17 protein-coding genes are annotated in these 21,003 nt (G+C 72.6%); 7 read left to right on the forward strand and 10 right to left on the reverse strand.

Features of this window, described 5'->3' with window-relative positions; translation table 11 throughout:
* Together FIF60_RS13380 and FIF60_RS13385 are read right to left on the reverse strand one after the other, a co-directional pair.
* Positions 1–1,954 (reverse strand): helicase-related protein (locus tag FIF60_RS13380; protein WP_144186597.1); only part of this gene is annotated, 1,954 nt, incomplete at its 3' end.
* A gap of 168 nt (positions 1,955–2,122) precedes the next feature.
* Positions 2,123–2,881 (reverse strand): DUF1223 domain-containing protein, encoded by a 759-nt coding sequence (locus tag FIF60_RS13385; protein WP_144186598.1) that lies wholly within the window; start codon positions 2,879–2,881, stop codon positions 2,123–2,125.
* Between the two features lie 102 nt (positions 2,882–2,983).
* Here FIF60_RS13385 and FIF60_RS13390 point away from each other — a divergent pair, with 102 nt between their 5' ends.
* Positions 2,984–4,132: an MFS transporter gene (locus FIF60_RS13390; protein ID WP_158639212.1), complete on the forward strand. Its 1,149-nt coding sequence runs from the start codon at positions 2,984–2,986 to the stop codon at positions 4,130–4,132.
* Between the two features lie 48 nt (positions 4,133–4,180).
* On the opposite strand, the gene FIF60_RS13395 is transcribed toward FIF60_RS13390, so the two are convergent.
* The 3 genes from FIF60_RS13395 to acnA all read right to left on the reverse strand — a co-directional run bounded on the left by FIF60_RS13395 (position 4,181) and on the right by acnA (position 10,100).
* A complete protein-coding gene (locus tag FIF60_RS13395) occupies positions 4,181–5,749 on the reverse strand; it encodes an ABC transporter substrate-binding protein (protein WP_144186600.1) in 1,569 nt (522 codons plus the stop codon).
* Between the two features lie 40 nt (positions 5,750–5,789).
* The gene (locus FIF60_RS13400; protein WP_144186601.1) at positions 5,790–7,319 is read right to left on the reverse strand and encodes a serine hydrolase domain-containing protein; all 1,530 of its coding nucleotides are present in this window, start codon (positions 7,317–7,319) and stop codon (positions 5,790–5,792) included.
* Positions 7,320–7,406: 87 nt separating this feature from the next.
* A complete protein-coding gene (acnA, locus tag FIF60_RS13405) occupies positions 7,407–10,100 on the reverse strand; it encodes an aconitate hydratase AcnA (RefSeq protein WP_144186602.1) in 2,694 nt (897 codons plus the stop codon).
* 116 nt (positions 10,101–10,216) lie between these two features.
* Here acnA and ccmA point away from each other — a divergent pair, with 116 nt between their 5' ends.
* A complete protein-coding gene (ccmA, locus tag FIF60_RS13410; RefSeq protein ID WP_144186603.1) occupies positions 10,217–10,846 on the forward strand; it encodes a heme ABC exporter ATP-binding protein CcmA in 630 nt (209 codons plus the stop codon).
* Between the two features lie 14 nt (positions 10,847–10,860).
* Complete coding sequence (ccmB, locus tag FIF60_RS13415) at positions 10,861–11,508, forward strand: heme exporter protein CcmB (RefSeq protein WP_144186661.1); 648 nt, start codon at positions 10,861–10,863, stop codon at positions 11,506–11,508.
* A 3-nt stretch (positions 11,509–11,511) separates the two neighbouring features.
* Here the strand turns inward: ccmB and FIF60_RS13420 are convergent, their stop codons facing one another.
* The 5 genes from FIF60_RS13420 to tsaD all read right to left on the reverse strand — a co-directional run bounded on the left by FIF60_RS13420 (position 11,512) and on the right by tsaD (position 16,406).
* Positions 11,512–12,330, reverse strand: a complete 819-nt coding sequence (locus FIF60_RS13420; protein WP_144186604.1) for a 2-keto-4-pentenoate hydratase — start codon at positions 12,328–12,330, stop codon at positions 11,512–11,514.
* 3 nt (positions 12,331–12,333) lie between these two features.
* The gene (locus FIF60_RS13425; RefSeq protein ID WP_239451618.1) at positions 12,334–13,443 is read right to left on the reverse strand and encodes a TRAP transporter substrate-binding protein; all 1,110 of its coding nucleotides are present in this window, start codon (positions 13,441–13,443) and stop codon (positions 12,334–12,336) included.
* A 97-nt stretch (positions 13,444–13,540) separates the two neighbouring features.
* Entirely contained in the window at positions 13,541–14,533 is a 993-nt protein-coding gene (locus FIF60_RS13430) for an NAD(P)H-dependent glycerol-3-phosphate dehydrogenase (protein WP_144186606.1), read from the reverse strand.
* Complete coding sequence (locus tag FIF60_RS13435) at positions 14,530–15,339, reverse strand: 23S rRNA (adenine(2030)-N(6))-methyltransferase RlmJ (RefSeq protein ID WP_144186607.1); 810 nt, start codon at positions 15,337–15,339, stop codon at positions 14,530–14,532. The genes FIF60_RS13430 and FIF60_RS13435 overlap by 4 nt, the downstream gene beginning before the upstream one ends.
* On the reverse strand, positions 15,336–16,406 hold the full coding sequence (gene tsaD, locus FIF60_RS13440; protein WP_144186608.1) for a tRNA (adenosine(37)-N6)-threonylcarbamoyltransferase complex transferase subunit TsaD: 1,071 nt from the start codon (positions 16,404–16,406) through the stop codon (positions 15,336–15,338). Before tsaD ends, FIF60_RS13435 begins: the two co-directional genes overlap by 4 nt.
* Positions 16,407–16,451: 45 nt before the next feature.
* Here tsaD and hemC point away from each other — a divergent pair, with 45 nt between their 5' ends.
* Genes hemC through FIF60_RS13460 form a run of 4 tightly spaced genes read left to right on the forward strand, consistent with a single transcriptional unit; the run spans position 16,452 to position 21,000 of the window.
* Positions 16,452–17,462 (forward strand): hydroxymethylbilane synthase, encoded by a 1,011-nt coding sequence (hemC, locus tag FIF60_RS13445; RefSeq protein WP_144186609.1) that lies wholly within the window; start codon positions 16,452–16,454, stop codon positions 17,460–17,462.
* A complete protein-coding gene (locus FIF60_RS13450) occupies positions 17,459–18,205 on the forward strand; it encodes a uroporphyrinogen-III synthase (protein ID WP_144186610.1) in 747 nt (248 codons plus the stop codon). Before hemC ends, FIF60_RS13450 begins: the two co-directional genes overlap by 4 nt.
* Positions 18,202–19,659, forward strand: a complete 1,458-nt coding sequence (locus FIF60_RS13455) for a hypothetical protein (protein WP_144186611.1) — start codon at positions 18,202–18,204, stop codon at positions 19,657–19,659. The genes FIF60_RS13450 and FIF60_RS13455 overlap by 4 nt, the downstream gene beginning before the upstream one ends.
* Before the next feature lie 12 nt (positions 19,660–19,671).
* Positions 19,672–21,000 carry a heme biosynthesis HemY N-terminal domain-containing protein gene (locus FIF60_RS13460; protein ID WP_144186612.1) on the forward strand — a complete coding sequence of 443 codons (1,329 nt, stop codon included), beginning with the start codon at positions 19,672–19,674 and terminating at the stop codon, positions 20,998–21,000.
* Positions 21,001–21,003 lie beyond the last annotated feature (3 nt).

Consider the following 21,003-nt stretch of genomic DNA (forward strand, 5'->3'; position numbering starts at 1 on the left):
GCTCCCCCGGTGCGACGCCGAGCCCTTCGCCGAGCCGGTGCGCGAGGCCGCGCAGCGACGCCTCGATCGACCCCGCTGCCCGAAGCGCGACGAGAGGGGCGAGCGTCCGCGCGATCAGCCCGCCGAGCCAGGCGGCGATGCGGCGGCGGATGCGCTCGCGCTGGGCGCCGTCGAGGAAGTCTCCGCCCGGAACGACGACGAGCGGCCGCAGCGGGTCGGCGCCGGCGGCGAGCCGGGCCACCTCCGCCCCGCGCCAGGCGATGCGGGAATTGCCTGTGAGCGAGAACGCTTCGTCCCCCTCACCCTCGAGGGCGGCGACGCGACGGGGGATCTCTCCGGCCAGCGCGCGGCGCGCGGCACGCAGCACGGCCTGCCTGCCCACACCGGACGCCTCCGGGTCGGGGTGGAAGGTGAAGCCCTCGACGCGGCCGACGCTGTGGCCCTCCACCACCACCGCGCCGTCACGCGTGACGGCAGACAGAAGCTCCTCCTCCGCCCCCGCGTCGAGGCGCCGGATCAGGTGCGCGGCGCGGCGGTCGACGAAGCGGGCCGTCAGGCGCTCGTGCAGCGCATCGGAGATCCGGTCCTCGAGCGCGCGCGTTGCCGCCTGCAGCGCCTGGGCATCCTCCACCCAGCCCGGGCGCGAGGCGACATAGGCCCAGACGCGCACGCCGGAGATGCGTGCCATCAGCGTGTCGAGGTCGCCATCCGTGCGGTCGAGCGCGGCGAGCTGGGTCGTCACGAACGAGGCGGCAAGCCGGTGCGGCGGGGCGCGCAGCGCGTGGAAGATGCGGCCGCAGAGCCTTGCGTGGCTGTCGTCTCCGAGGCGGCGATAGTCCGGCACCTGGCAGGCATCCCAGAGCAGGTGCAGCAGCTCGCGCGAGATCGCTGCCTCGCGGATATCGGCGTCGCGCGCGAGGAAGGCGAGTGCTAGGTGATCGGCGGCGTCCACGCCGCGTACGAGGCCCGCGCCGGGGCTCGGCCGTTCGAGCGAGGCGAGAAGCGCGTCGAGGCTCGAGAAGTCGAGCGTGGGGTTGCGCCAGTAGAGATGGTCGAGCGGGTCGAAGCGGTGGTCCTCGATCGCCCCGGCGAGCTCGGGGGAGAGGGCGGGGGCGTCGGCGGTGGTGCCGAAGGTGCCGTCTGCCATGCCGCGCCCGGCGCGGCCGGCGATCTGGGCAAGCTCGGTCGCGTGCAGAAGTCGCGGGCGGTGGCCGTCGAACTTGGCGAGGCCGGCGAAGGCGACATGGTTGATGTCCATGTTCAGCCCCATGCCGATCGCGTCGGTCGCGACCAGGAAGTCGACCTCCTTGGCCTGGTACATCGCGACCTGGGCGTTGCGGGTTCGTGGGCTGAGCCGGCCCATCACCACCGCGCAGCCGCCGCGCCTCCGCCGCAGCGCCTCGGCGATCGCGTACACCTCCGCGGCGGAGAAGGCGACGATGGCCGAGCGTGGCGGCAGGCGGGTGAGCTTGGCCGGCCCGGTGTGGGTGAGCTTCGACAGGCGCGGGCGCGTCTCCACCTCCGCCTCCGGCACCAGGCGGCGGAGGAGCGGGCGGATCGTCTCCGCCCCGAGCACCATCGTCTCGTCCGTTCCCCGCGCGTGCAGCAGCCGGTCGGTGAAGACGTGGCCGCGGTCGGGGTCGGCGCAGAGCTGGATCTCGTCGACCGCGACGAAGGAGAACCTCCGATCGAGTGGCATCGCCTCGACCGTGCAGCAGAACCACCGCGCCGTGGGCGGGACGATCTTCTCCTCGCCGGTGACGAGCGCGACCTTGGCGGGCCCGACGCGCGCGGCGATGCGGTCGTAGTTCTCGCGGGCGAGAAGGCGGAGGGGGAAGCCGATGACCCCGGTGGCGTGCGCCAGCATGCGCTCGACCGCCAGGTGGGTCTTGCCGGTGTTGGTCGGGCCCAGCACCGCGCGCACGCGCGGTCGGTCGAGGTCGCCGCCGGTCATGGGGTCACTCTGGACGGAGGGTGCGGGGTTTCGCAACTGCGCCGGCAGCGGGCGGCGCCCGCGCGAGGCGTTTCTCTCATGCTGTCGCCGGCAGCGGGCGGAGCCCGCGCGAGGCGTTTCTCTCATGCTGTCGCCGGCGGCGGGCGGAGCCCGCGCGAGGCGAAACTTCTACTTCAGCGCCAGGTTCCCGGTGCCGACGACCGGGCCAAGGTTCCTGCCCTGCAGGATCAGGGCGACGCCGTCGGCCTCGAGGGAGGGGCGGTCGATCGTCACGACCGCCGGCGTCTCCTCCACCACAGCGACGATGCCGGCCTGGCGCACGATATTCGCATGCTCGAGCGTGCGGCCGGCATTCTCGCCCCCGGCAACGAACCCGCCGCCGTGGCGCGTGTAGAGCACCACCCAGAGCTCGAGCGGGATGGCGACATCGGCCACCTTCGGCACCGAGATCACGAAACGCTCGGTTCCCGCCATCTCGCGGCTGATGGCGAGCGCCACGGTCGGCGCCGCGTCGGCGAGGAGGCGCTCGATCCGCGGCCCGTCGCTGCCGACGACGGCGGAGGAGCCTTGGACGACAAGCTGCGGCGTGTAGATGCTGCGGCTCCGCATCGCCCTGGCGTAGCCGCGCTGGCGCCGCGCGCTCGCCGGAATGGCGTAGGGGTCGGACCAGCCCATGTGGTCCCAGTAGGCGACGTGGAAGGAGAGGACGAGCAGGTCGTCCCGCGCGGCGAGCGAGGCGAGCAGCCTGTCGGCCGGCGGACAGGCCGAGCAGCCCTGGCTCGTGAAGAGCTCGAGCAGGATGGGGCCGCGCGCCTCTACCCGCTCCGATGCCTCGGCGACGGCGGGTGCGATCTGCGCACGCGCCAGCCCCGATGACATCAGGGCGGCGGCGAGGGTGCAGACAAGTGTGGCGGCGAGGCGGACCATGCGGACGATATCGTGCTTGGAACGTCAGGCGCTTCCAACGCAAACGCGCGTGATGGACACACTTTTCCCGTCTAGGGTGTGGCGCGTGAGCAACGTCTGCCCGTGAGCACCGACAGCACGGCCGCGCGGCGGCTTGCCCTCTACTACGCCGCGGTGTTCGCCGGCCCGGGCGTAACGCTCCCCTTCCTGCCGGCCTTCCTAGCCCTTCAAGGCCTCGCGCCATCGGAAGTTGCAGCCGCGCTCGCCGCGCAGCAGATCGCGCGGCTTCTCTCGGGCCCGTTGATCGGCCGCGCGGCAGACGGCACGGGGCGGCGCGCGCTCGTCGCGGCGCTCTCCGCCGCTGCGGCGGCGGCATCCTCGCTTCTGCTTCTCGCGGCACCAGGTCCGCTCACGCTCGCCATGGCATGCGCGCTGACCGGCGCGCTTGCCGCCCCGCTCGTCCCGCTCGGCGATGCGCTGGCGCTGCGGGCCGCCTCGCTCGGCCTCTGCGATTTCGGGCGCGTGCGCAGCATCGGATCGATCTCGTTCATCGCAGGCACGCTCGCGGGCGGGGTGGCCGTGCGGCACCTTGGCGCAGGCATCGTGCCCTGGGCGATGGCAGCGGGGTACGTGGCGACGTCCGCCTCGGCGCTCATGCTGCCCGGCCTCGGCACCGCGCGGGCGAAGGGGCGCGGCCTCGGCCTTGGCCTGCTCCGCAACCGCAGGTTCCTGCTCCTGCTCCTCGCCTCCGGGCTGACGCAGGGCAGCCACGCGATGCATTACGGCTTCTCCGTCCTCTGGTGGCAGAGGGCGGGGATCGGGCCGGACGTCTCGGGCGTGCTCTGGACCGTCGGCGTGGTGGCCGAGATCGCCCTGCTGATGGGGGCGCGGGACATCGCCGGCCGGGCCGGGGCTGCGGGGCTGCTGGCGATCGGGGCGGCCGCGGGCGTGCTGCGCTGGTCCGTGACGGCGGCGACGGTCGAGCCCTGGCTGCTCGCCTCGCTCCAGCTCCTGCATGCGCTGACTTTCGGCGCGACGATGCTCGGGGCCGCGGGGATGATCGCCCGGCTCGTGCCGCCCGAGCTCGGCGCGACGGCACAGACGCTGCACGCCGCGTTCGGGCCGGGGCTCGCGACGATGCTTCTGACGGCGGCGAGCGGCCCCCTCTACGCCCGGTTCGGCGGCCTCGCGTTCCTGGCCATGGCCGCCGCCTGCGCCGCCGCCCTCATCCCCGCAGCACTGCTGGCACGACGGGGTGACACTTCACGATAGGGAAGACGCAGAGAGATGGCCCAGCCACGGCAAGTATCGGGCCATCTCTCACTTCTTCTCGACATTCCAGAACACCATGACCGGCGCGGCGAGCACGCCCTCGATGTTCGCGCGGCGGGCATAGGGCACATCGGCCTGGCCGAGGACGATGTAGGGCTGCATCTCGGCGAGGCGCCGCTGGAGCTGCTCGGCGATGCGCTTGCGGTCGGCGTCGTTCGTCGCGTCGATGAAGGCGGCGCGCAGCTTCTCCGCCTCCTCGTCGCACGGCCAGCCTGCCCAGTTGCGCCCGTCGCAGGACATGTTGGTGCCGATGTTGGTCAGAGGGTGGAACATCGTCGCACCCGACGCGCCGGTCACGAACAGGTTGTAGCCGCCCTGGTCGGGCGGGTCCTTCCTCGGCTGGCGGGTGATCACCGTGCCCCAGTCATTGTACTGAAGGTCGACGTTCATACCCGCCTGGCGCATCCCGGCAGCGACCACCTCGGCCATGCGCCCGATCCAGGGAATGTCGTTGGTGGTGACGAAGACGAGCCGCTCGCCGCGATAGCCTGCCTCGGCCATCAGCGAGCGCGCGCGCTCGATGTTCGGCGTGGCGTAGGCGTCCGACCCGGCCTCGGAGGCATAGGCGGTGCCGCAGACGAAGAACGCGCCGCAGCGCTTCCACCACCGCTCGTCGCCGAAGCCCGCGGCCATCGCGTCGGCCTGGTTCACGACGTAGGCGAGCGCAAGCCGGGCGCGCGGGTCGTTGAACGGGGCGTGCAGGGAGTTCGGCCGGAGCATGCCCTGGGTGCCGAGCGTGTTCAGCCGGTCGACCACCGTGCCGCGCTGGCGCGACACCACCGGAACGAGATCGGTCGCGACCTGTTCCCAGATGTCGATCTCGCCCGCCTGCATCGCCGCCGCCACCGTCGAGGCATCGGGGATGTTGCGCCACTCGACGCGATCGACCTTCACCACGCGCCCGCCTGCGAGCCCGCTCGGCGGCTCGGAGCGCGGCCGGTAGTCGAGGTTCTTCTCGTAGACGACCCGCTGGCCGGCCATCCACTGCTCGCGCACGAAGCGGAACGGGCCGGAGCCGACGGTGGTGCTGATCGGCGTTCCGGCATCGGTGCGCGCATCCTCCTCGCGCATGATCGCCGGGATCTGCCCGACCGCGGAGCCGAGCGCGTAGGTCATCAGCCCGAAGGGGCGCTTCAGGACCATCGTGAACGTCTTGTCGTCGACGATGTCGAGCGAGGCGAGCGCGTCGCCGAGCCGCGACCCCACCGTGTCGCGCGACATCCACCGCCGAAGCGAAGCCGCGACATCGCGCGTCGTCACCGGCTTGCCGTCATGGAAGGCGAGGCCATCGCGCAGCGTGAAGCGCCATGTGAGCTGGTCGTCGCTGACCGACCAGGTATCGACCATCTGCGGCTGCGGCGTGAGCGACTGGTCCCATGCGAACAGCGTCTCGTAGATCATCAGCCCGTGCATGCGGGTGATGACCACCGAGACGGCGACGGGGTCGAGCGTGCGGAGGTCGGCATGCGGAACGACCCGCAGGACCGACTGCGCCGAGGCGGGCAAGGCGATGCCCGCCGCGAGCCCTGCGGCCAGCAGCGTGGAACGAAGGGTCATGCGGCTTCTCCCGAGAGGTGCGGCGACGGATAGGGCGCGGTCAGACGCGGCGGAAGTCCAGCACGCGACAGCGGTTCGTGACAACCCGCGCGCGATCGCCGTCGAACTGGACGCAGGGCCGTTGCGCCCATGGACCGTCGCTTCGCCGGAACAGCGCGCGCCCGGCCCCGAGCGGCGTGAGCGGCAGAACCGACCGGAGCGGCCCGGCGCCCGTCGTCAGCGTCGCGCCGCTCGCATCGACGACGAAGGAGCTTCCGACCGTCTCGTTCCGCCAGCGGCCTGACCAGGCCGGGTCGCAGCGCGCGTCGGGCGCGATCGGGGCGAAGCGGCGCCTTGCGTGGTTGATCTCGCCCGCGATTGCCTCGCCTTCCTGCCTCAGCCTGATCCACATGTAGGGGCTGCGCGAGACGGCCCAGCGATCTTCCCCGGCATAGAGGCGCTCGGTGGCGCCGAGGAACGTGACCGTGTCGGCGGCGACCTCGACCCAGTACGGCCCGCCCTCGGCATCGGCGTAGAGGCCCGGGCGAAGCGTGTCGGGCGGAACGGGCGGGGCCTGGGTGAAGCCGCGGCCGGCCGCCATCACCGCGAGCGCGAGGCCGAGGCTGTCGGTCTCCTCCCGGTTGGTCAGGACGACGACGCCGGCGTCCAGATCGCGGCTGACCAGGACGTGGTTCTTGAAGCCGGGAAGCGAGCCGCCGTGGCCGAACAGGATGTCGGGCCCGAGAGGCGACCGCCCGAGGCCGAGCCCGTAGCCCGTGCTGCGCCCATCGGTCAGCCTGCGCGGGGCGGAGAGCTGGTCGAGCACCCCGGCAAGCGGTCCCTCCCCGGCGAGCAGCGCGGCGCACCAGCGCGCGAGATCATTCGCCGAGCCGGCCAGCCCGCCCGAGCCCGAGAAATGCGGCCCGTAGCGCCCCTCGCGCCAGGCGCCCGCTGCGTCCTTCCAGTAGCCGCGCGCGAGGCCGGGGACAGGGTCCGTCCAGTCATCGGGGAAGTGCGTCGCCGCCATGCCGAGCGGCGCGAAATAGGCCTCGCGCCAGGCCTCGCCGACCGGGCCGCCGAGGCGCTTCTCCAGCACGTGCTGCATCAGCCGGTAGCCGGTATTCGTGTAGGAGATCTCCGCCCCTTGCGGGTAGTTCAGCCCCGGCAGGCGGGCGACGAGCTGGAACAGCATCGACCGCGACATCGCCGCGGTCGGCGGAACGTGGCACTGCCAGGCAGCCTCCATCGCATCCGGCAGGCCCGACGTCATGTCGAGGGCGCGGCCGATGGTGACGGCGCCGACGGTCTCCGGGAGCTCGGGAAGGTGCGTGCCGAGCGTGTCGTCGAGCGGCAGTCGGGCGCGGAGGGTGAGCGCGGCGAGAACCTGCTTGGTGATCGAGGCCCAGCGGAACGCCGTGTCGGGCACGATGGGTTCGCGGGTGTTGAGGTCGGCGAAGCCGCCGCAGGCGGCGTGCGTAGGCCCGTTCCGGTCGAGCAGGATGATCGCCCCGCCCGGCCCGCCCTCGCCGGTCCAGGCGGCGGCGAGGCCTTCGGCGTGGGCGGCGGCAGCTTCGGAATCGAAATGGTTCATGCACGGCAAACCTCGCGCGCCGTGAAGAAAAAGAAAAGGGGGGCGGATGCCCCCCTTTCCAAAAAAAGCCGCGACAGACGTGAGGCGTCAGGCCGCCTTTGCCATCCCCCGCAGCACGTACTGGAGGATGCCGCCGTGGCGGTAGTACTCGACCTCGTCGAGCGTATCGACACGGCAGAGAACCGGCACGCGATCCACCGTCCCGCCCGGGCGGTGGATGACAAGGGAAAGCTCCATCCGCGGCTTCAGTGCCGTCAGCCCCTCGACGTCGAGCAGTTCCTCGCCGGTGAAGCCGAGCGTCCTGCGGTCCATCCCCTCCTTGAACACGAGCGGCAGCACGCCCATGCCCACGAGGTTGGAGCGGTGGATTCGCTCGAAGCTCTGCGCGATCACCGCCTTCACGCCGAGAAGCATCGTTCCCTTCGCCGCCCAGTCGCGCGAGGAGCCGGTGCCGTATTCCTTGCCGCCGATGACGACGAGCGGCACGCCCTCGGCCTTGTAGCGCATCGCCGCGTCATAGATCGGCAGCACCTCGCCCGAGGGGTGGTGCTTGGTGATGCCGCCCTCGATGCCGGGAACCATCTCGTTCTTGATGCGGATGTTGGCGAAGGTGCCCCGCATCATGACCTCGTGGTTGCCGCGGCGCGCGCCGTAGCTGTTGAAGTCGCGCTGCTGTATCTGCCGCTCGACCAGGTACTCGCCTGCCGGAGAGGTCTTCTTGATCGAGCCGGCCGGAGAGATGTGGTCGGTCGTGATGCTGTCGGCGAGAAGGGCGAGGATGCGCGCGCCCCTGATGTCGGTGACGTCGCCCACCGCCATCGTCATGCCCTCGAAATAGGGCGGATTCTTCACGTAGGTCGAGCCGTCGTTCCAGCGATAGGTCTCGCCGCCATCGACGGCGATCGACTGCCACTGCTTCGGGCCCTTGAACACGTCGCCGTAGCGCGACTGGAACATCTGGCGCGTCAGCGTGCCGTGCACCGTGTCGGCGATCTCCTTGTTCGACGGCCAGATGTCGCGGAGATAGACGGGCTTGCCGTCCTTGCCGGTGCCGAGCGGCTCGGTCGCGATGTCGATGTTCATCGTGCCGGCGATGGCGTAGGCGACGACGAGCGGCGGCGAGGCGAGGTAGTTCGCGCGGACGTTCGCGTGCACGCGGCCCTCGAAGTTGCGGTTGCCCGAGAGCACGGAGGCGACGACGAGCTTGCCGTTCTCGATCGCATCCACGATCGGGTCGGCGAGCGGGCCGGAATTGCCGATGCAGGTGGTGCAGCCATAGCCAACGAGGTTGAAGCCCATCGCGTCGAGATCGACCTGCAGCCCCGCCTTCTCGAGATACTCGGTGACGACCTGGCTTCCCGGAGCGAGGGAGGTCTTCACCCACGGCTTCACCGTGAGCCCCATCTGCCGCGCCTTCCGCGCCACGAGGCCGGCGGCGACCATCACGTAGGGGTTGGAGGTGTTGGTGCAGGAGGTGATGGCGGCGATCACTACGTCGCCATGGCCAAGCTCGTAGTTGGTTCCCTCGACCTTCATCTTCTTCGCGACGTCAGCGGGCGCGACGCCGAGCGACTTGGTGAGCTCGTCGGCGAAGGCCTTGGTCGCGTCCTTCAGCAGCACGCGGTCCTGCGGCCGCTTCGGGCCGGCGAGCGAGGGCTGCACGGTGCCCATGTCGAGCTCGAGCGTGTCGGTGAACACCGGGTCGGGAGTGTTCTTCTCCCGGAACATCCCCTGCGCCTTCCAGTACTCCTCGACGAGCGCGATGCGCGCCTCGTCGCGGCCCGAAAGCTTGAGGTAGCCAAGCGTTGCGGCATCGACGGGGAAGAAGCCGCACGTCGCGCCATACTCCGGCGCCATGTTGGCGATGGTCGCACGGTCGGCCACCGTCATCTCGTCGAGGCCGGGACCATAGAACTCCACGAACTTGCCGACGACGCCCTTCTTGCGAAGCATCTGCGTCACGGTCAGCACGAGATCGGTCGCCGTCGCGCCCTCGGGCAGGCGGCCCTTCAGCTTGAAGCCGATCACGTCGGGGATGAGCATGGCGATGGCCTGGCCGAGCATCGCGGCCTCTGCCTCGATGCCGCCCACGCCCCAGCCGAGCACGCCCATGCCGTTCACCATGGTGGTGTGGCTGTCGGTGCCGTAGCACGTGTCCGGATAGGCGATCTCGACGCCGTCGACCGTGTCGGTCCACACCGCCTGGGCGAGGTATTCGAGGTTCACCTGATGGCAGATGCCGGTGCCGGGCGGCACCACGCGGAAGCGGTTGAAGCTGCCCTGGCCCCAGCGCAGGAACACGTAGCGCTCGGCATTCCGCTCGAACTCGACATCGACATTCTTCGTGAAGCTGTCTGCCTTGCCGAACTCGTCGACCATCACCGAATGGTCGATCACGAGATCGACCGGCACGAGCGGGTTCACCTTCTGCGGGTCGCCGCCGAGGCGGATCATGCCGTCGCGCATCGCCGCGAGGTCGACCACGGCAGGAACGCCCGTGAAGTCCTGCATCAGGATACGGGCGGGGCGGAACGGCACCTCCTTGTCGGAGCGCGCGGCATCGAGCCACCCGGCGAGCGCCTTCGCGTCGTCCGTCGTGTAGGTGCGCCCGTCCTCGAAGCGGAGGATGTTCTCGAGAAGGATCTTCAGCGTCACCGGCAGGCGGGCGAGGTCGGTGCCGAGCGCCTTTCCAGCCTCGGGGATCGAGAAGTAGTCATAGCTCTTGCCGCCCGCCGTCAGGGTCCGGCGGGTCTTCAGGCTGTCCTGCCCGATCATTCTCATGGGATTTCGCTCCGCTTCTGACGCGGCGGAGAGGGCGCACAGGGCCCGGCCGCGTTTGCGGGACATGGGCTTACACCATAGGGTTGGGGCCGTCCAACCGCGAAGGATTCGCAACAGTGTTGCAGGCCGAAGACCTCGCCGCCGCCCGCGGCGGGCGGAGCATCTTCGCCGGCGTGAGCTTCACCCTCACGTCGGGCATGGCGCTCACCCTCACCGGGCCGAACGGGGCGGGCAAGACGACGCTCCTCCGCCTGCTTGCTGGGCTCGGGCGCATCGTCGGCGGGAGGCTGCTCTGGAACGGCGCCGACGCGCTGGCCGACCGGGCCGCGCACGCGCGACGCCTCACCCTCGTCGGCCACCAGGACGCGATCAAGACCGCCTTCACCGTGGAGGAGGCGCTGGCGCATGAGGCGCGCATCGCAGGCGTCGATCCGGCGCATGCCGGGGCGGCGATGGTCGCGCTCGGCCTCTCCCATCTCGGCTCTGCGCCGATCCGGATCCTCTCCGCCGGGCAGCGGCGGCGCGTCGCGCTGGCCCGCCTGCCTCTCGCCCGCCGCACGCTCTGGCTTCTCGACGAGCCGACCGTGGCGCTCGACCATGCCGGCGTCGCCGCGCTCGGCGCGGTCATGGCCGCGCATCGCGCCGCGGGAGGCATCATCATCGCCTCGTCGCACCTGCCGCTGCCGCTGCCGAACGCCGCGCAGCTTCGCTTCAACGTCCGCCCGCCAGAGACGGAGGCAGCGTGAGCCCGTTCTGGGGAATGCTCCGGCGGGACCTTGCTCTCGCCCGCCGGAACGCGGGCGACACGCTCGCGGCCGTCGCCTTCTTCCTTCTCGCCGTCGGGCTCTTTCCCTTCGGCGTCGGGCCTGCGCCGGAGCTTCTGGCGCGCATCGCCGCCGGCGTCGTGTGGGTCGCCGCCCTTCTCGCGGCGCTCCTGCCGCTCGACAGGCTGCTCGGCGCCGATTTCGAGGACGGAACGCTCGACCAGGCGATGCTCTCGGGCCTCGACCCGGCGATGGTGGCGGGCGCGAAGGCGGCCGCGCATTGGCTCTCGACGGGCGTGCCGCTTCTGCTCGCCTCGCCGGTTGCGGCGATCATGCTGAACCTGCCGCTCGATGCGCTCCCCGTTCTGGTCGCCGCCCTCGCACTCGGCTCGCTCGTCCTGTCGCTTCTCGGCACGGCAGGCGCGGCGCTCACGCTCGGCGCGCGGCGCGGCGGCGTGCTTCTGCCGCTCCTCGTGCTGCCACTCGCCATCCCCGCGCTGATCTTCGGCGTCGCCGCCGTCGATGCCGCCTTGGGCGGACTCGCGGTTCGCCCGCATCTCGCGATGCTCGCCGCCATGGCCGCCGCCGCGCTGCCGCTGTGCCCGCTCGCCGCAGGGGCGGCGCTCAAGGCGGCGACGGAGTGATGCTCAGCGGAAGGTGAGCGCGAGGCCTTCGAGCGGAATGCCGCTGAAAGCGCTCCGCCATGTCTCTCCAGGGATGGCCGGCATCGCCTCGGTCAACGTCCCGGTTGTCACGATCTCTCCCGGTGCGATCGGCCTCGTCGCGGGGAAGCGGGCGATCTCCTCGACGAGGAAGCGAAGCGCGGAGAGCGGCCCGCCCAGGACGTTGCGGGCATGGCCCTCCACTTCGGTGCCGCCGTGCCGCGCGAGGCGTACGCCGAAGCGCGACAGTGCGTCGAACCAGCCGGCACGATCGTCGTCCACCTCGTGCCAGGGGCCGAGAACCAGCCCGGCATGCACGCCATAGGCGGCGGCCGCATCCGCCGCGCCGAACCGCCAGCCGGGATAGATGGAGAACACGACCTCGAACCCGTGCGCGACGCGATCGACGCAGCCGAACAGCGCCGCTTCGTCCATCCCCGGTGTGGGGGGGCGCGCGAGGTGCAGGACGAGCTCGGGCTCGATCCTAGGCTCGGGAAGGCCGGCGAGATCGAACGTCCCCGCCTCGCCCGCGGCCTGCCGCACGGTCGTGTCGAACATCGGCGCATGGATCGGCCCTGAGATGCCATGGCCTGACCAGACCGCCCGGTTCGTGAAGCCGATCTTGCGCCCCACCGGCCGTTCGCCGCGCGCTTCGCGGAGCGCGGTGAGCGCGGCCGACGCGGCGTAGGCATCGGCGAGGCCGAAGCGGGGAAACCGGGCGGTCAGCGGCTCGACCTGCCGCCCGGCGCCGAGCAGGCCGAGGAGCTCCTGCGCGATCTCCGCGGGAACCGCCCGGTCCGCCACGCCTCACCCCCAGGTGATCGGAAGCGTCCGCGCCTGCTGCACGGCGCTGTAGGAGAGCGGCGCGAACCCGGCCTGGAGGTTGCGGTAGGTGACGTAGCTCTCCGCGATGCGCCGCGTCAGCGCGTCCTGGTCCTCGCGCAGCTCCTTCAGCACCTCGCCCGCGGCGTTGCCGAGCGCGATGATCAGGTCGCGCGGCGCCTCCTTCACCTGCACGCCATGCTTCTCCACCGCCTCCTTCAGCGCGAGCGGGTGGCGGTAGTCGTACTCGGTCAGCCCCTCCATGTAGCTCGCCTGCGCGGCGAAGCGGACGGCCGCCTTCAGGTCGTCCGGCAGCGCGTCGTACTTCGCCTTGTTGACGCCGATCTCCTCCGACGACGAAGGCTCCTGGACGCCGGGGTAGTAGAAGAACTTCGCCACCTGGTGGAAGCCGAGCGTCATGTCGTTCCACGGCCCGATGAACTCGGCGGCGTCGATCGTGCCCGACTGGAGCGCCTGGAAGATCTGTCCCGCCGGAAGCGTGACGACCGAGGCGCCGGCGCGGCGGTACATCTCTCCCCCGAGCCCCGCGTTGCGGTAGCGCAGGCCCCGGAAATCGTCGATCGAGCGGATCTCGCGGCGGAACCAGCCCATGAACTGCGGCCCGGAATCGCCGGCGAGGAAGGGCTTCAGCCCGAACCGCGCATAGGCCTCGTCATATAGCGCCTGGCCGCCGCCCCAGTTCATCCAGCCGACGAGCTCCTGCGCCGTCATGCCGAAGGGGAAGCTTCCGAAGAAGCCGATGCCGCGCAGCTTGCCGAGCCAGTAGGCCGGCACGGCGTGGTACATCTCGGCCGTGCCCTGGCTCACCGCGTCGAACACGCCGAGCGGCGGCACGATCTGCCCCGCGCCGAACACCCGCACGGTGAGCCGCCCGCCGGAGAGGACCGAGATGCGCTCGGCAACCCGGTTGGCAGCGACGCCCGGCCCGGGAAGGTTCATCGGCCAGGCGGTGACCATTCGCCACTCCATCCGCCCCTGGCTGATCGCCGGCGCGGGAAGTGCTGCCGCACCGGCGGCTGCCGCGGCGGCGACGGCGCCACGGCGGGAAATGCTTCGCTTGCTCGTCATGCTCATCCTCTTCTCGCCGCGCCCGGACGTCATTCCGCTGCGCGGCCTTTCCCCTCAAGAAACGGTCCGCTGCCCGCAGTGTAGGGGCGGACGGCGCGCGCCGTCATTCCCCCCGTATCGAGCGCGCGAGCAGCGCCTCGGCAAGGGCCCGGGCCGTGTCGCGCCCGGCGAGCAGGGCGGCGACGGCCTCGGCGATCGGAAGCTCCACGCCATGGCCTGCCGCGCGCGAGACGAGGGCCGGTGCAGTCGCAACCCCCTCGGTCACCCCGGCGCGGCCCGCGAGCACGGCCTCGAGCGTCTCGCCGCGGCCGAGCGCGATGCCGAGGCTGTGGTTGCGGCTCGCCCCGCCAGTGCAGGTCAGCACGAGGTCGCCGAGGCCGGAGAGGCCGGCGGCGGTCTCCGACCGCCCGCCCTCGGCGAGGACGAAGCGCGTGAGCTCCGCCACGCCGCGGGTGATCAGCGCAGCGCGCGCGTTCTCGCCGAGGCCGAGCCCTTCGACCACGCCTGCGGCGATGGCGATGACGTTCTTCGCCGCACCGCCGAGCGCTGCGCCCGCGAGGTCCGGCGAGGGGTAGAGGCGGAAGCGCGGGAAGCCGAGAAGGGGCGCCAGCGCGTCGCGCACGGCCTCGTCGGGTGCGGCAAGCACGGCGGCGGCGGGAAGCCCTGCCGCGATCTCGTGCGCGAAATTGGGGCCCGTCAGCGCCGCCAGCGACACGCCAGGCAGCGCGTCGGCCACCGTCTCGTGTGGCAGGCGGAGCGTTCCGGCATCGATTCCCTTGGCGCAGAGCACGGCGGGCGCCACGCCCGGCCAGCACGGCGCGATCGCCGCCGCCACGCCGCGCAGCCCCTGGACCGGAACAGCGAGCAGCACCGCGTCCGCCCGCGCCATGGCCTCGGCCGCATCGGCCGTCACGCGGAGGGAATAGGGGAGTGTCACGCCGGGAAGCAGCCGTGCGTTCTCCCGCGTCACCGCGATCTCAGCCGCACGGCGCGGGTCCCGAGCCCAGAGCGACACGTCGCGCCCCGCATCGGCAAGCCGCACCGCCAGCGCGGTGCCCCAGGCGCCCGCGCCGATCACCGCGACGCGGCCGCTCACGGCTTCGCCTCGAGATGGACCGTTCCCGCGCCGGGATCGGCAAGGCGGTGCTGCAGGGCGTCGAGGATCGGCCGGGCCTCCTCCTCGAACCGGTAGGGAGCGTTGATCACCATCACCCCCGAGCCGTTCAGCCGCTCCGGATCGAGCGGCGGGCGGAGATAGAGCGCGGCATCGACGCGCCGGGGCAAGCCCGCTTCCGCCACCGCGTCGCGGAACGCCCGCACGGGTGCGAGATGCTTCACGGGATACCAGGCAGCCAGCATCAGCGTCGGCGCCGCCTTGTGCGCCGCGCGCAGACCCGCGATCAGCTTCTGCCACTCGTCCTCCGCCTCGTAGGGCGGGTCGAACAGCACGAGGCCGCGCCTGGAGCCTGGCGGCGGCACGAGGCCCTTCAGTGCGTAGGCATCCCCCTGCCGGACAGAGACGCGGCCCTCACCCCTGGCCCATTCGGCAAGGGCGGCGGCTTCCTCCGGGTGCTTCTCGTTGGCGAACAGCCTGTCGCCTGCCCTCAGCATGGCGCGCGCGATCGCTGGCGAACCGGGATAGAGGCCGAGGCCGCGCACGAGCGTGACGAAGGGGAGAAGCGGCGCGGGCGTGTCCTCGAGGAGCCGGCCGATGCCCGCCTTCCACTCGCCCGTGCGCCGCGCCTCGCTTGCCTCCAGATCGTAGGTGCCGCGCCCCGCGTGGAGGTCGATCACCGCGAAGGGCGCGTCCTTTCGCGCGAGCGCCGAGAGAAGCGCGATGAGGAGTGCGTGCTTGAGGCAGTCGCCATGGTTGCCGGCGTGGAAGCCGTGGCGGTAGTTCACGCCGCCTCGCCGAGCGGCCAGCGCGGGCGGGGCGCGGCGTCCATCCCGTCCGCCGCGAGGCCTGCGCGAAGCCGTTCGATCGCGGCCCAGGCGACCATCACGGCATTGTCCGTGCAGAGGCGGATCGGCGGGGCGGCGAGCGCGAAGCCATGCCGGGCGCAGACGGCGGCGAGCGCCGCGCGGATCGCGCCGTTGGCCGCAACGCCGCCGGAGACGACGAGCGTGGCGGCATGGCCGTGCCGCTCGATGAAGGCCGCCATCGCCCGCCCCGCGCGGTCGGCCAGCGAGGCGGCGGCGGAGGCCTGGAACCCGGCGGCGAGGTCGGCGGCGTCGCGCCGCGGCAGCGCACCATCCGGATAGCCCGACGCGATCACCGCGACCGCCGTCTTGAGCCCGGAGAAGGAGAAGTCACACCCCCGCTTGCCGAGCATCGGGCGCGGCAGGCCGAAGCGGGCGGCATCGCCCTCCTTCGCGAGCGCCTCGATGGCCGGCCCGCCGGGCCAGCCGAGGCCAAGCATCTTCGCCACCTTGTCGAAGGCCTCGCCGGGCGCATCGTCGAGCGTGGTGCCGAGCAGCGCATGGTCGCCCGGCCCCCCCGTCTCGGCGAGAAGGCAGTGCCCGCCAGACACGAGAAGCGTGAGGTAGGGGAAGTCGGGCGGCGCGCCCAGCATGGGCAATCGGGGCGACAAGGCGTGCGCCTCGAGATGGTTGATCGCGAGGAAGGGAATGCCGCGCGCCAGCGCGAAGCCCTTGGCGTAGCCCGCGCCAACGACGAGCCCGCCGATCAGCCCCGGCCCGACGGTGGCGGCGACGGCAGCGGGGGCGGGCTGGCCCTCGAGAACGCGCGCGACCATCGCCGGAAGCCGCGCCAGGTGCGCCCGGGCGGCGATCTCGGGCACGACGCCGGCATAGGGCAGGTGCTCCTCGTGCTGGCTGAACAGCGCTTCGGCCAGCACCGTGCCGTCGGGCGCGAGAAGTGCGGCGGCCGTCTCGTCGCAGCTCGTCTCGATGCCCAAGATCGGTCCGGGAGCCTCGCGCGGGTGCTCAGCACCGGTCACGGTTGCCATGGCCGCTCTTCCCTCCATGTGGGGGGCGTTGTAGGCACCCCCGCCATGTCACGCCAGCCCGAGCCCGGAATGCCGGCCCCAACCAAGCCCAAGCACGGGGGCCGCTCCGCTCTTCCTCTCCGCGTCGGCACGCGCGCCTCGCCGCTCGCGCGCACCCAGACGCGCCTCTTCATGCAGCGGATCACCCGGTTCTGCCCGGTCCTGCACGCGGCCGATGCGTTCGAGGAGCACGCCATCACCACCTCGGGCGACCGGGTGCAGGACAGGGCGCTCGCCGAGATCGGCGGCAAGGGCCTGTTCGCCAAGGAGATCCACGAGGCGCTCGCGGATGGGCGGATCGACTTCGCCGTCCATTCGCTGAAGGACCTCGAGACGACGCTTCCCGAAGGCATCGTGCTGGCCTGCTGCATGACGCGCGAGGATGCGCGCGATGCGCTGATCCTCGGGCCCCGCTGCGGCACCCCCGATGCATCCGACCCGTTCGCTGCGATCCCCCAGGGCGCAAGCGTGGGCACCGCCTCCGTCCGCCGCCTCGCCCAGCTCATGCACCGGCGGCCCGATGTGCGGCCCGTGCTCATCCGCGGCAACGTCGCGACCCGCATCGCCAAGGTGCGCTCGGGCGAGGTGGACGCGACCTTCCTCGCCTATGCCGGGCTCAGACGCCTCGGCCTCGAGGCGGAGGCCGCGCTGGTGCTCGATGCGGCGACGATGGTGCCGGCCGCCGGGCAGGGCATCGTCGGCGTGACCGTCCGCGCCACCGACACGGAGCTGCATGACCTCCTTGCCGGCATCGAGGACCCCGAGGCCGCCGCGGTGAGCCAGGCCGAGCGGGCGATGCTCGCGGCCCTCGACGGCTCCTGCCGCACGCCGATCGGCGGCCACGCGGCGCTCGCGGCAGACGGGACGTTGCATCTCGTCGGTCTCGTCGCGCGCCCTGACGGCTCCTTCCTTCTGCATCGCGCCATCAACGGGCCGGCGAAGGAGGCGGAAGCGCTTGGCCGCGTTCTCGGGGAAAGCCTGCGCCGCGACAGCCCGCCCGACATCTTCCTGCCGTGAGCAGCGAGGGGCTCGTTCTCATCACCCGTCCGGCACCGGAAGCGGCCGCGACCGTCGCAGCGCTCGCGGCGATGGGGCGCGAGGGCCTTGCCGCCCCGCTTCTCGCGATCGAGCCGGTCCCGGCCTCGCTTCCCCCGCCGGGAGAGATACAGGCCGTTATCGTCGGCTCGATCAATGCGGTGCGGCACCTGCCGGCACGCTACCGGCGGCTGCCACTCCTCGCCGTGGGCGATGCGACGGCGGAGGCGGCGACGGCGCGGGGCTTCACGGCGGTGTCGAGCGCGAAGGGCGATGCGCGCGACCTCGCAGCCCTTGCGTCGCGGCTGTGTGACCCCGGCGGCGCGCCGCTGCTTCTCGCAACCGCGCGGGGGGCAGGGCGACCTCTGGCGGTCGACCTGCGCGGACGTGGCTTCAGGGTTCACCGGCGCGTGACCTACCGCGTCGTCGCGCAACCGGAGCTCGGCAAGGCCGCTTCCGCCCTGCGGGAGGGAAGGGTCACCGCGGCGCTGTTCTTCTCCCGCTCGGCCGGCCGCGTCTTCGCGAGGGTCGCGCGAGCATTGCGGCTGACGCATACTCTGCCGGGGATCACGGCGATCGCGATCAGCCCTGTGGTCGCGGCGACGCTTGGCCAATACGGATTCCGGGCCGTTCTGACCGCGTCGCGGCCCGACCAGGAGAGCATGCTTGCCCTGCTCGGCCGGGACGCCGGGGGCATGAGAACGAGGAGAGGGGGGCCGCGATGACCGACGACAAGCGGGCGGACGGAAACGCCAAGCCGGGCAAGGCGAGCGTGCCCCCGTCGAGCGGCAAGCCCGAGGGCAGCGCCGCTGCGCCGAAGCCGCCCGAGGCGAAGCCGGAAACCAGACCCGAGGCCAAGCCGGAAACCAGGGCCGAGGCGAAGCCGGAGGCGACGCGCCCGCCCGAAGTGACGCGTCCGCCCGAAGCCAAGCCGCCCGAGGCGAAGCCGGCCGAGCGCAAGGTCGAGGAGAAGGCGGGGCCCCCTCCTCCCGTCGCGGCGCCTCCCGTTGCCGCCCCTCCCGTTGCCGCGCCGCCAGCCGCTGCCAAGGCTCCCCCACCCCCATCGTCCCAGCCAAAGCCGCCAGAGACGAAGGCTGAAGCGAAGGGCGCTGACGCCAGCCCCGCCAACGCCCGCCAGCCGACCCCTCCGACCCCGCCACCCCCGACAGCGACCACCAAGGACGACGCGGAGGAACCCGCCCGGGGGCCGCGCCTCCTTCCGGTGTGGATCGCCGTGGTCCTGCTCGCGGCAGGGCTCGTCTGGCTCGCGCTCGACCGCCCTGCAGCCCCGGGCCTCGGCGGCGACCCGGCGCTTGCCGGGCTCGAGCGGCGCATCGCCTCGCTCGAGAACCGCCCCGCCCCGGCCGCGACCCCGGACCCCCGCATCGCCCAGCTCGCCGAGCGGATCGCCGCGCTTGAGAACCGGTCGCAGGCCGCGGCAGGGTCTGGCTCGGATGATCAGGCGCGGGCTGGGCTTGCGACGCTCGACCGTCGCCTGTCCGCGCTGGAGAACCGGCCCGCCCCGGCGGGAGACGGCGCCGCGCTGACCGAGCTCGGCCGGCGGATCGCGGCGCTCGAGGCCCGGCCCGCCCCCTCGCCGGCGGACGAGCAGGCGCGGAGCGCCATCTCCGCACTCCAGGGGCGCATCGCCTCGCTCGAATCCCGCCCCGCTCCGGCCGACCAGTCCGCCGCCGTCGCCGCGCTCGAGGCGAGGCTCGCGGCCGTCGGCAGCGTTGCAGCCGCTCTCGACCAGGGCAGGCCGCTTGGCCCGGCGCTGGCACAGCTACCGGAGGGCGTGGCCGCGCCCGACGCGCTCGCCGCCTTCGCGGAACGCCCGCCGCCGACGCTGGCCGAGCTCCGCCTCTCCTTCCCCGAGGCCTCGCAGGCCGCAATCCGCGCCGCCGAAGCGGAGGGAGACGGGGTGTGGGAGCGCGCGACCTCGCGGCTCTCCGGCCTCCTGACGGTGCGGCGCGGCGACGAGGTGATCGTCGGCAGCACGGCCGCCCAGAAGCTCGCCTCGGCAGAGCGAGCGCTCGCGGCAGGCGATGTCACCGCAGCCGTCGCGGCCGGCAAGTCGCTGACCGGCCGCGCCGCGCAGGCCTTCGCGCCGTGGCTTGCCCGGGCGGAGGCGCTGCTTGCCGCCCAAGGGGCGCTCGCCAGCCTCTCGCGCACGCGCTAGGGGGCACCGCCGATGCGCACAGCCCTTCGGATCCTCATCCCGATCGTCCTCGCCGTCGCGCTCGCGCTGTGGCTGATGACGGTCCCGGGGCTCGTCTCGCTCCGCTTCGGCGCCTACGCGGTGGAGGCGCCGCTCTGGCTCGCGGGGCTTGCGACCGTCCTGCTTCTGCTTCTGCTCGCGCTGCTGGTGCGGCTGCTCGTGAGGCTTCGCGTTGCCGGCATACGCCGGCGGGCGCGGCGGGCGATGCGCCGGCGCGACGAGGGGGACGAGGCGATCGTCGGCGCGCTTGCCGCGCTTGCTGCGGGCGACGGGGCAGGCGCGGCGCGGCTCGCCGGCCGGGCGCGGAAGAAGGTCGGCGAGACGCCGCTCACCCTGCTCGTGGAAGGCCATGCTGCGCGAGCCCAGCGCAACGATGCCCGCGCCAAACTGGCCTTCGGCCGGCTTTCCGAGATCGGCCCGCCAGGCGCCTTCCTCGGCTATCGCGGGCTTGCCGCGCTGGCGTTCGAGACAGGAGACAAGGACGAGGCCGCCGCCTCAGGGCGTGCGGCCCTGGCGATGCGACCCGATGCGCAATGGGCCCGAGCCCTGGTGTTCGACGCTGCCGCGCGGCAGGGCGACTGGCGCACCGCGCTGACGCTTCTGCCCTCCGCGCCGAAGGGCTCGGAGGAGGGCCACCGCCGCGCCGCGCTTCTGCTCGGCGCCGCGGCGGAGGAGAAGGACCAGAAGGCGGCGCTCCGGATGGTCGAGGAGGCGGTCGAGCTCGCCCCGGACCTCGCGCCCGCCCATGCCGCCCGCGTCGCCCTTCTCGAGGCGCAGGGGCAGAGGCGGCGGGCCAACTCGGCGCTCGAGCGCGGCATCGTGACCGCCGCGCACCCGATACTCGCTGCCCTCGCCCTCGCGCCACGCCCGGGCGAGGACGAGGAGGCCCGCTCCAGACGCGTCGAGGCGCTCGCGAGCTACGCGAACGGGTCGGGCGAGGCGGAGCTGATGGCAGCCCAGGCAGCGTTCGAGGCGAAGCTCTGGCAGAAGGCGCGGTCCCACGCCGCGCGCGCGAAGGAGGCCGGGCTCGACGACCGGCGCGTCTTCGCCCTGCTCTCGCAGATCGCCGCTGCGGAGAACCCGGCCACCGAGGCAGGCCGCGCGGAAGCTGAGTTGCATCTGCGGGAGGCCGCCGCCGCGCCGCAGGAGCCTGGCTGGTGGTGCGCCGCGTGCGGCACGCGGCACGAGGCCTGGGCGCCCGTTTGCTCATCGTGCGGGGCCGTCGCCTCCCTCCGCTGGGGCAGCGCACCCCCGCCGCCGGAGCGCACGCTCGCCCTTCCCCCTCCCGTTCCCGGACTCTGAGGC

It is taken from the genome of Elioraea rosea (assembly GCF_007644105.1).
Taxonomy (GTDB): Bacteria; Pseudomonadota; Alphaproteobacteria; order Acetobacterales; family Acetobacteraceae; genus Elioraea_A; species Elioraea_A rosea.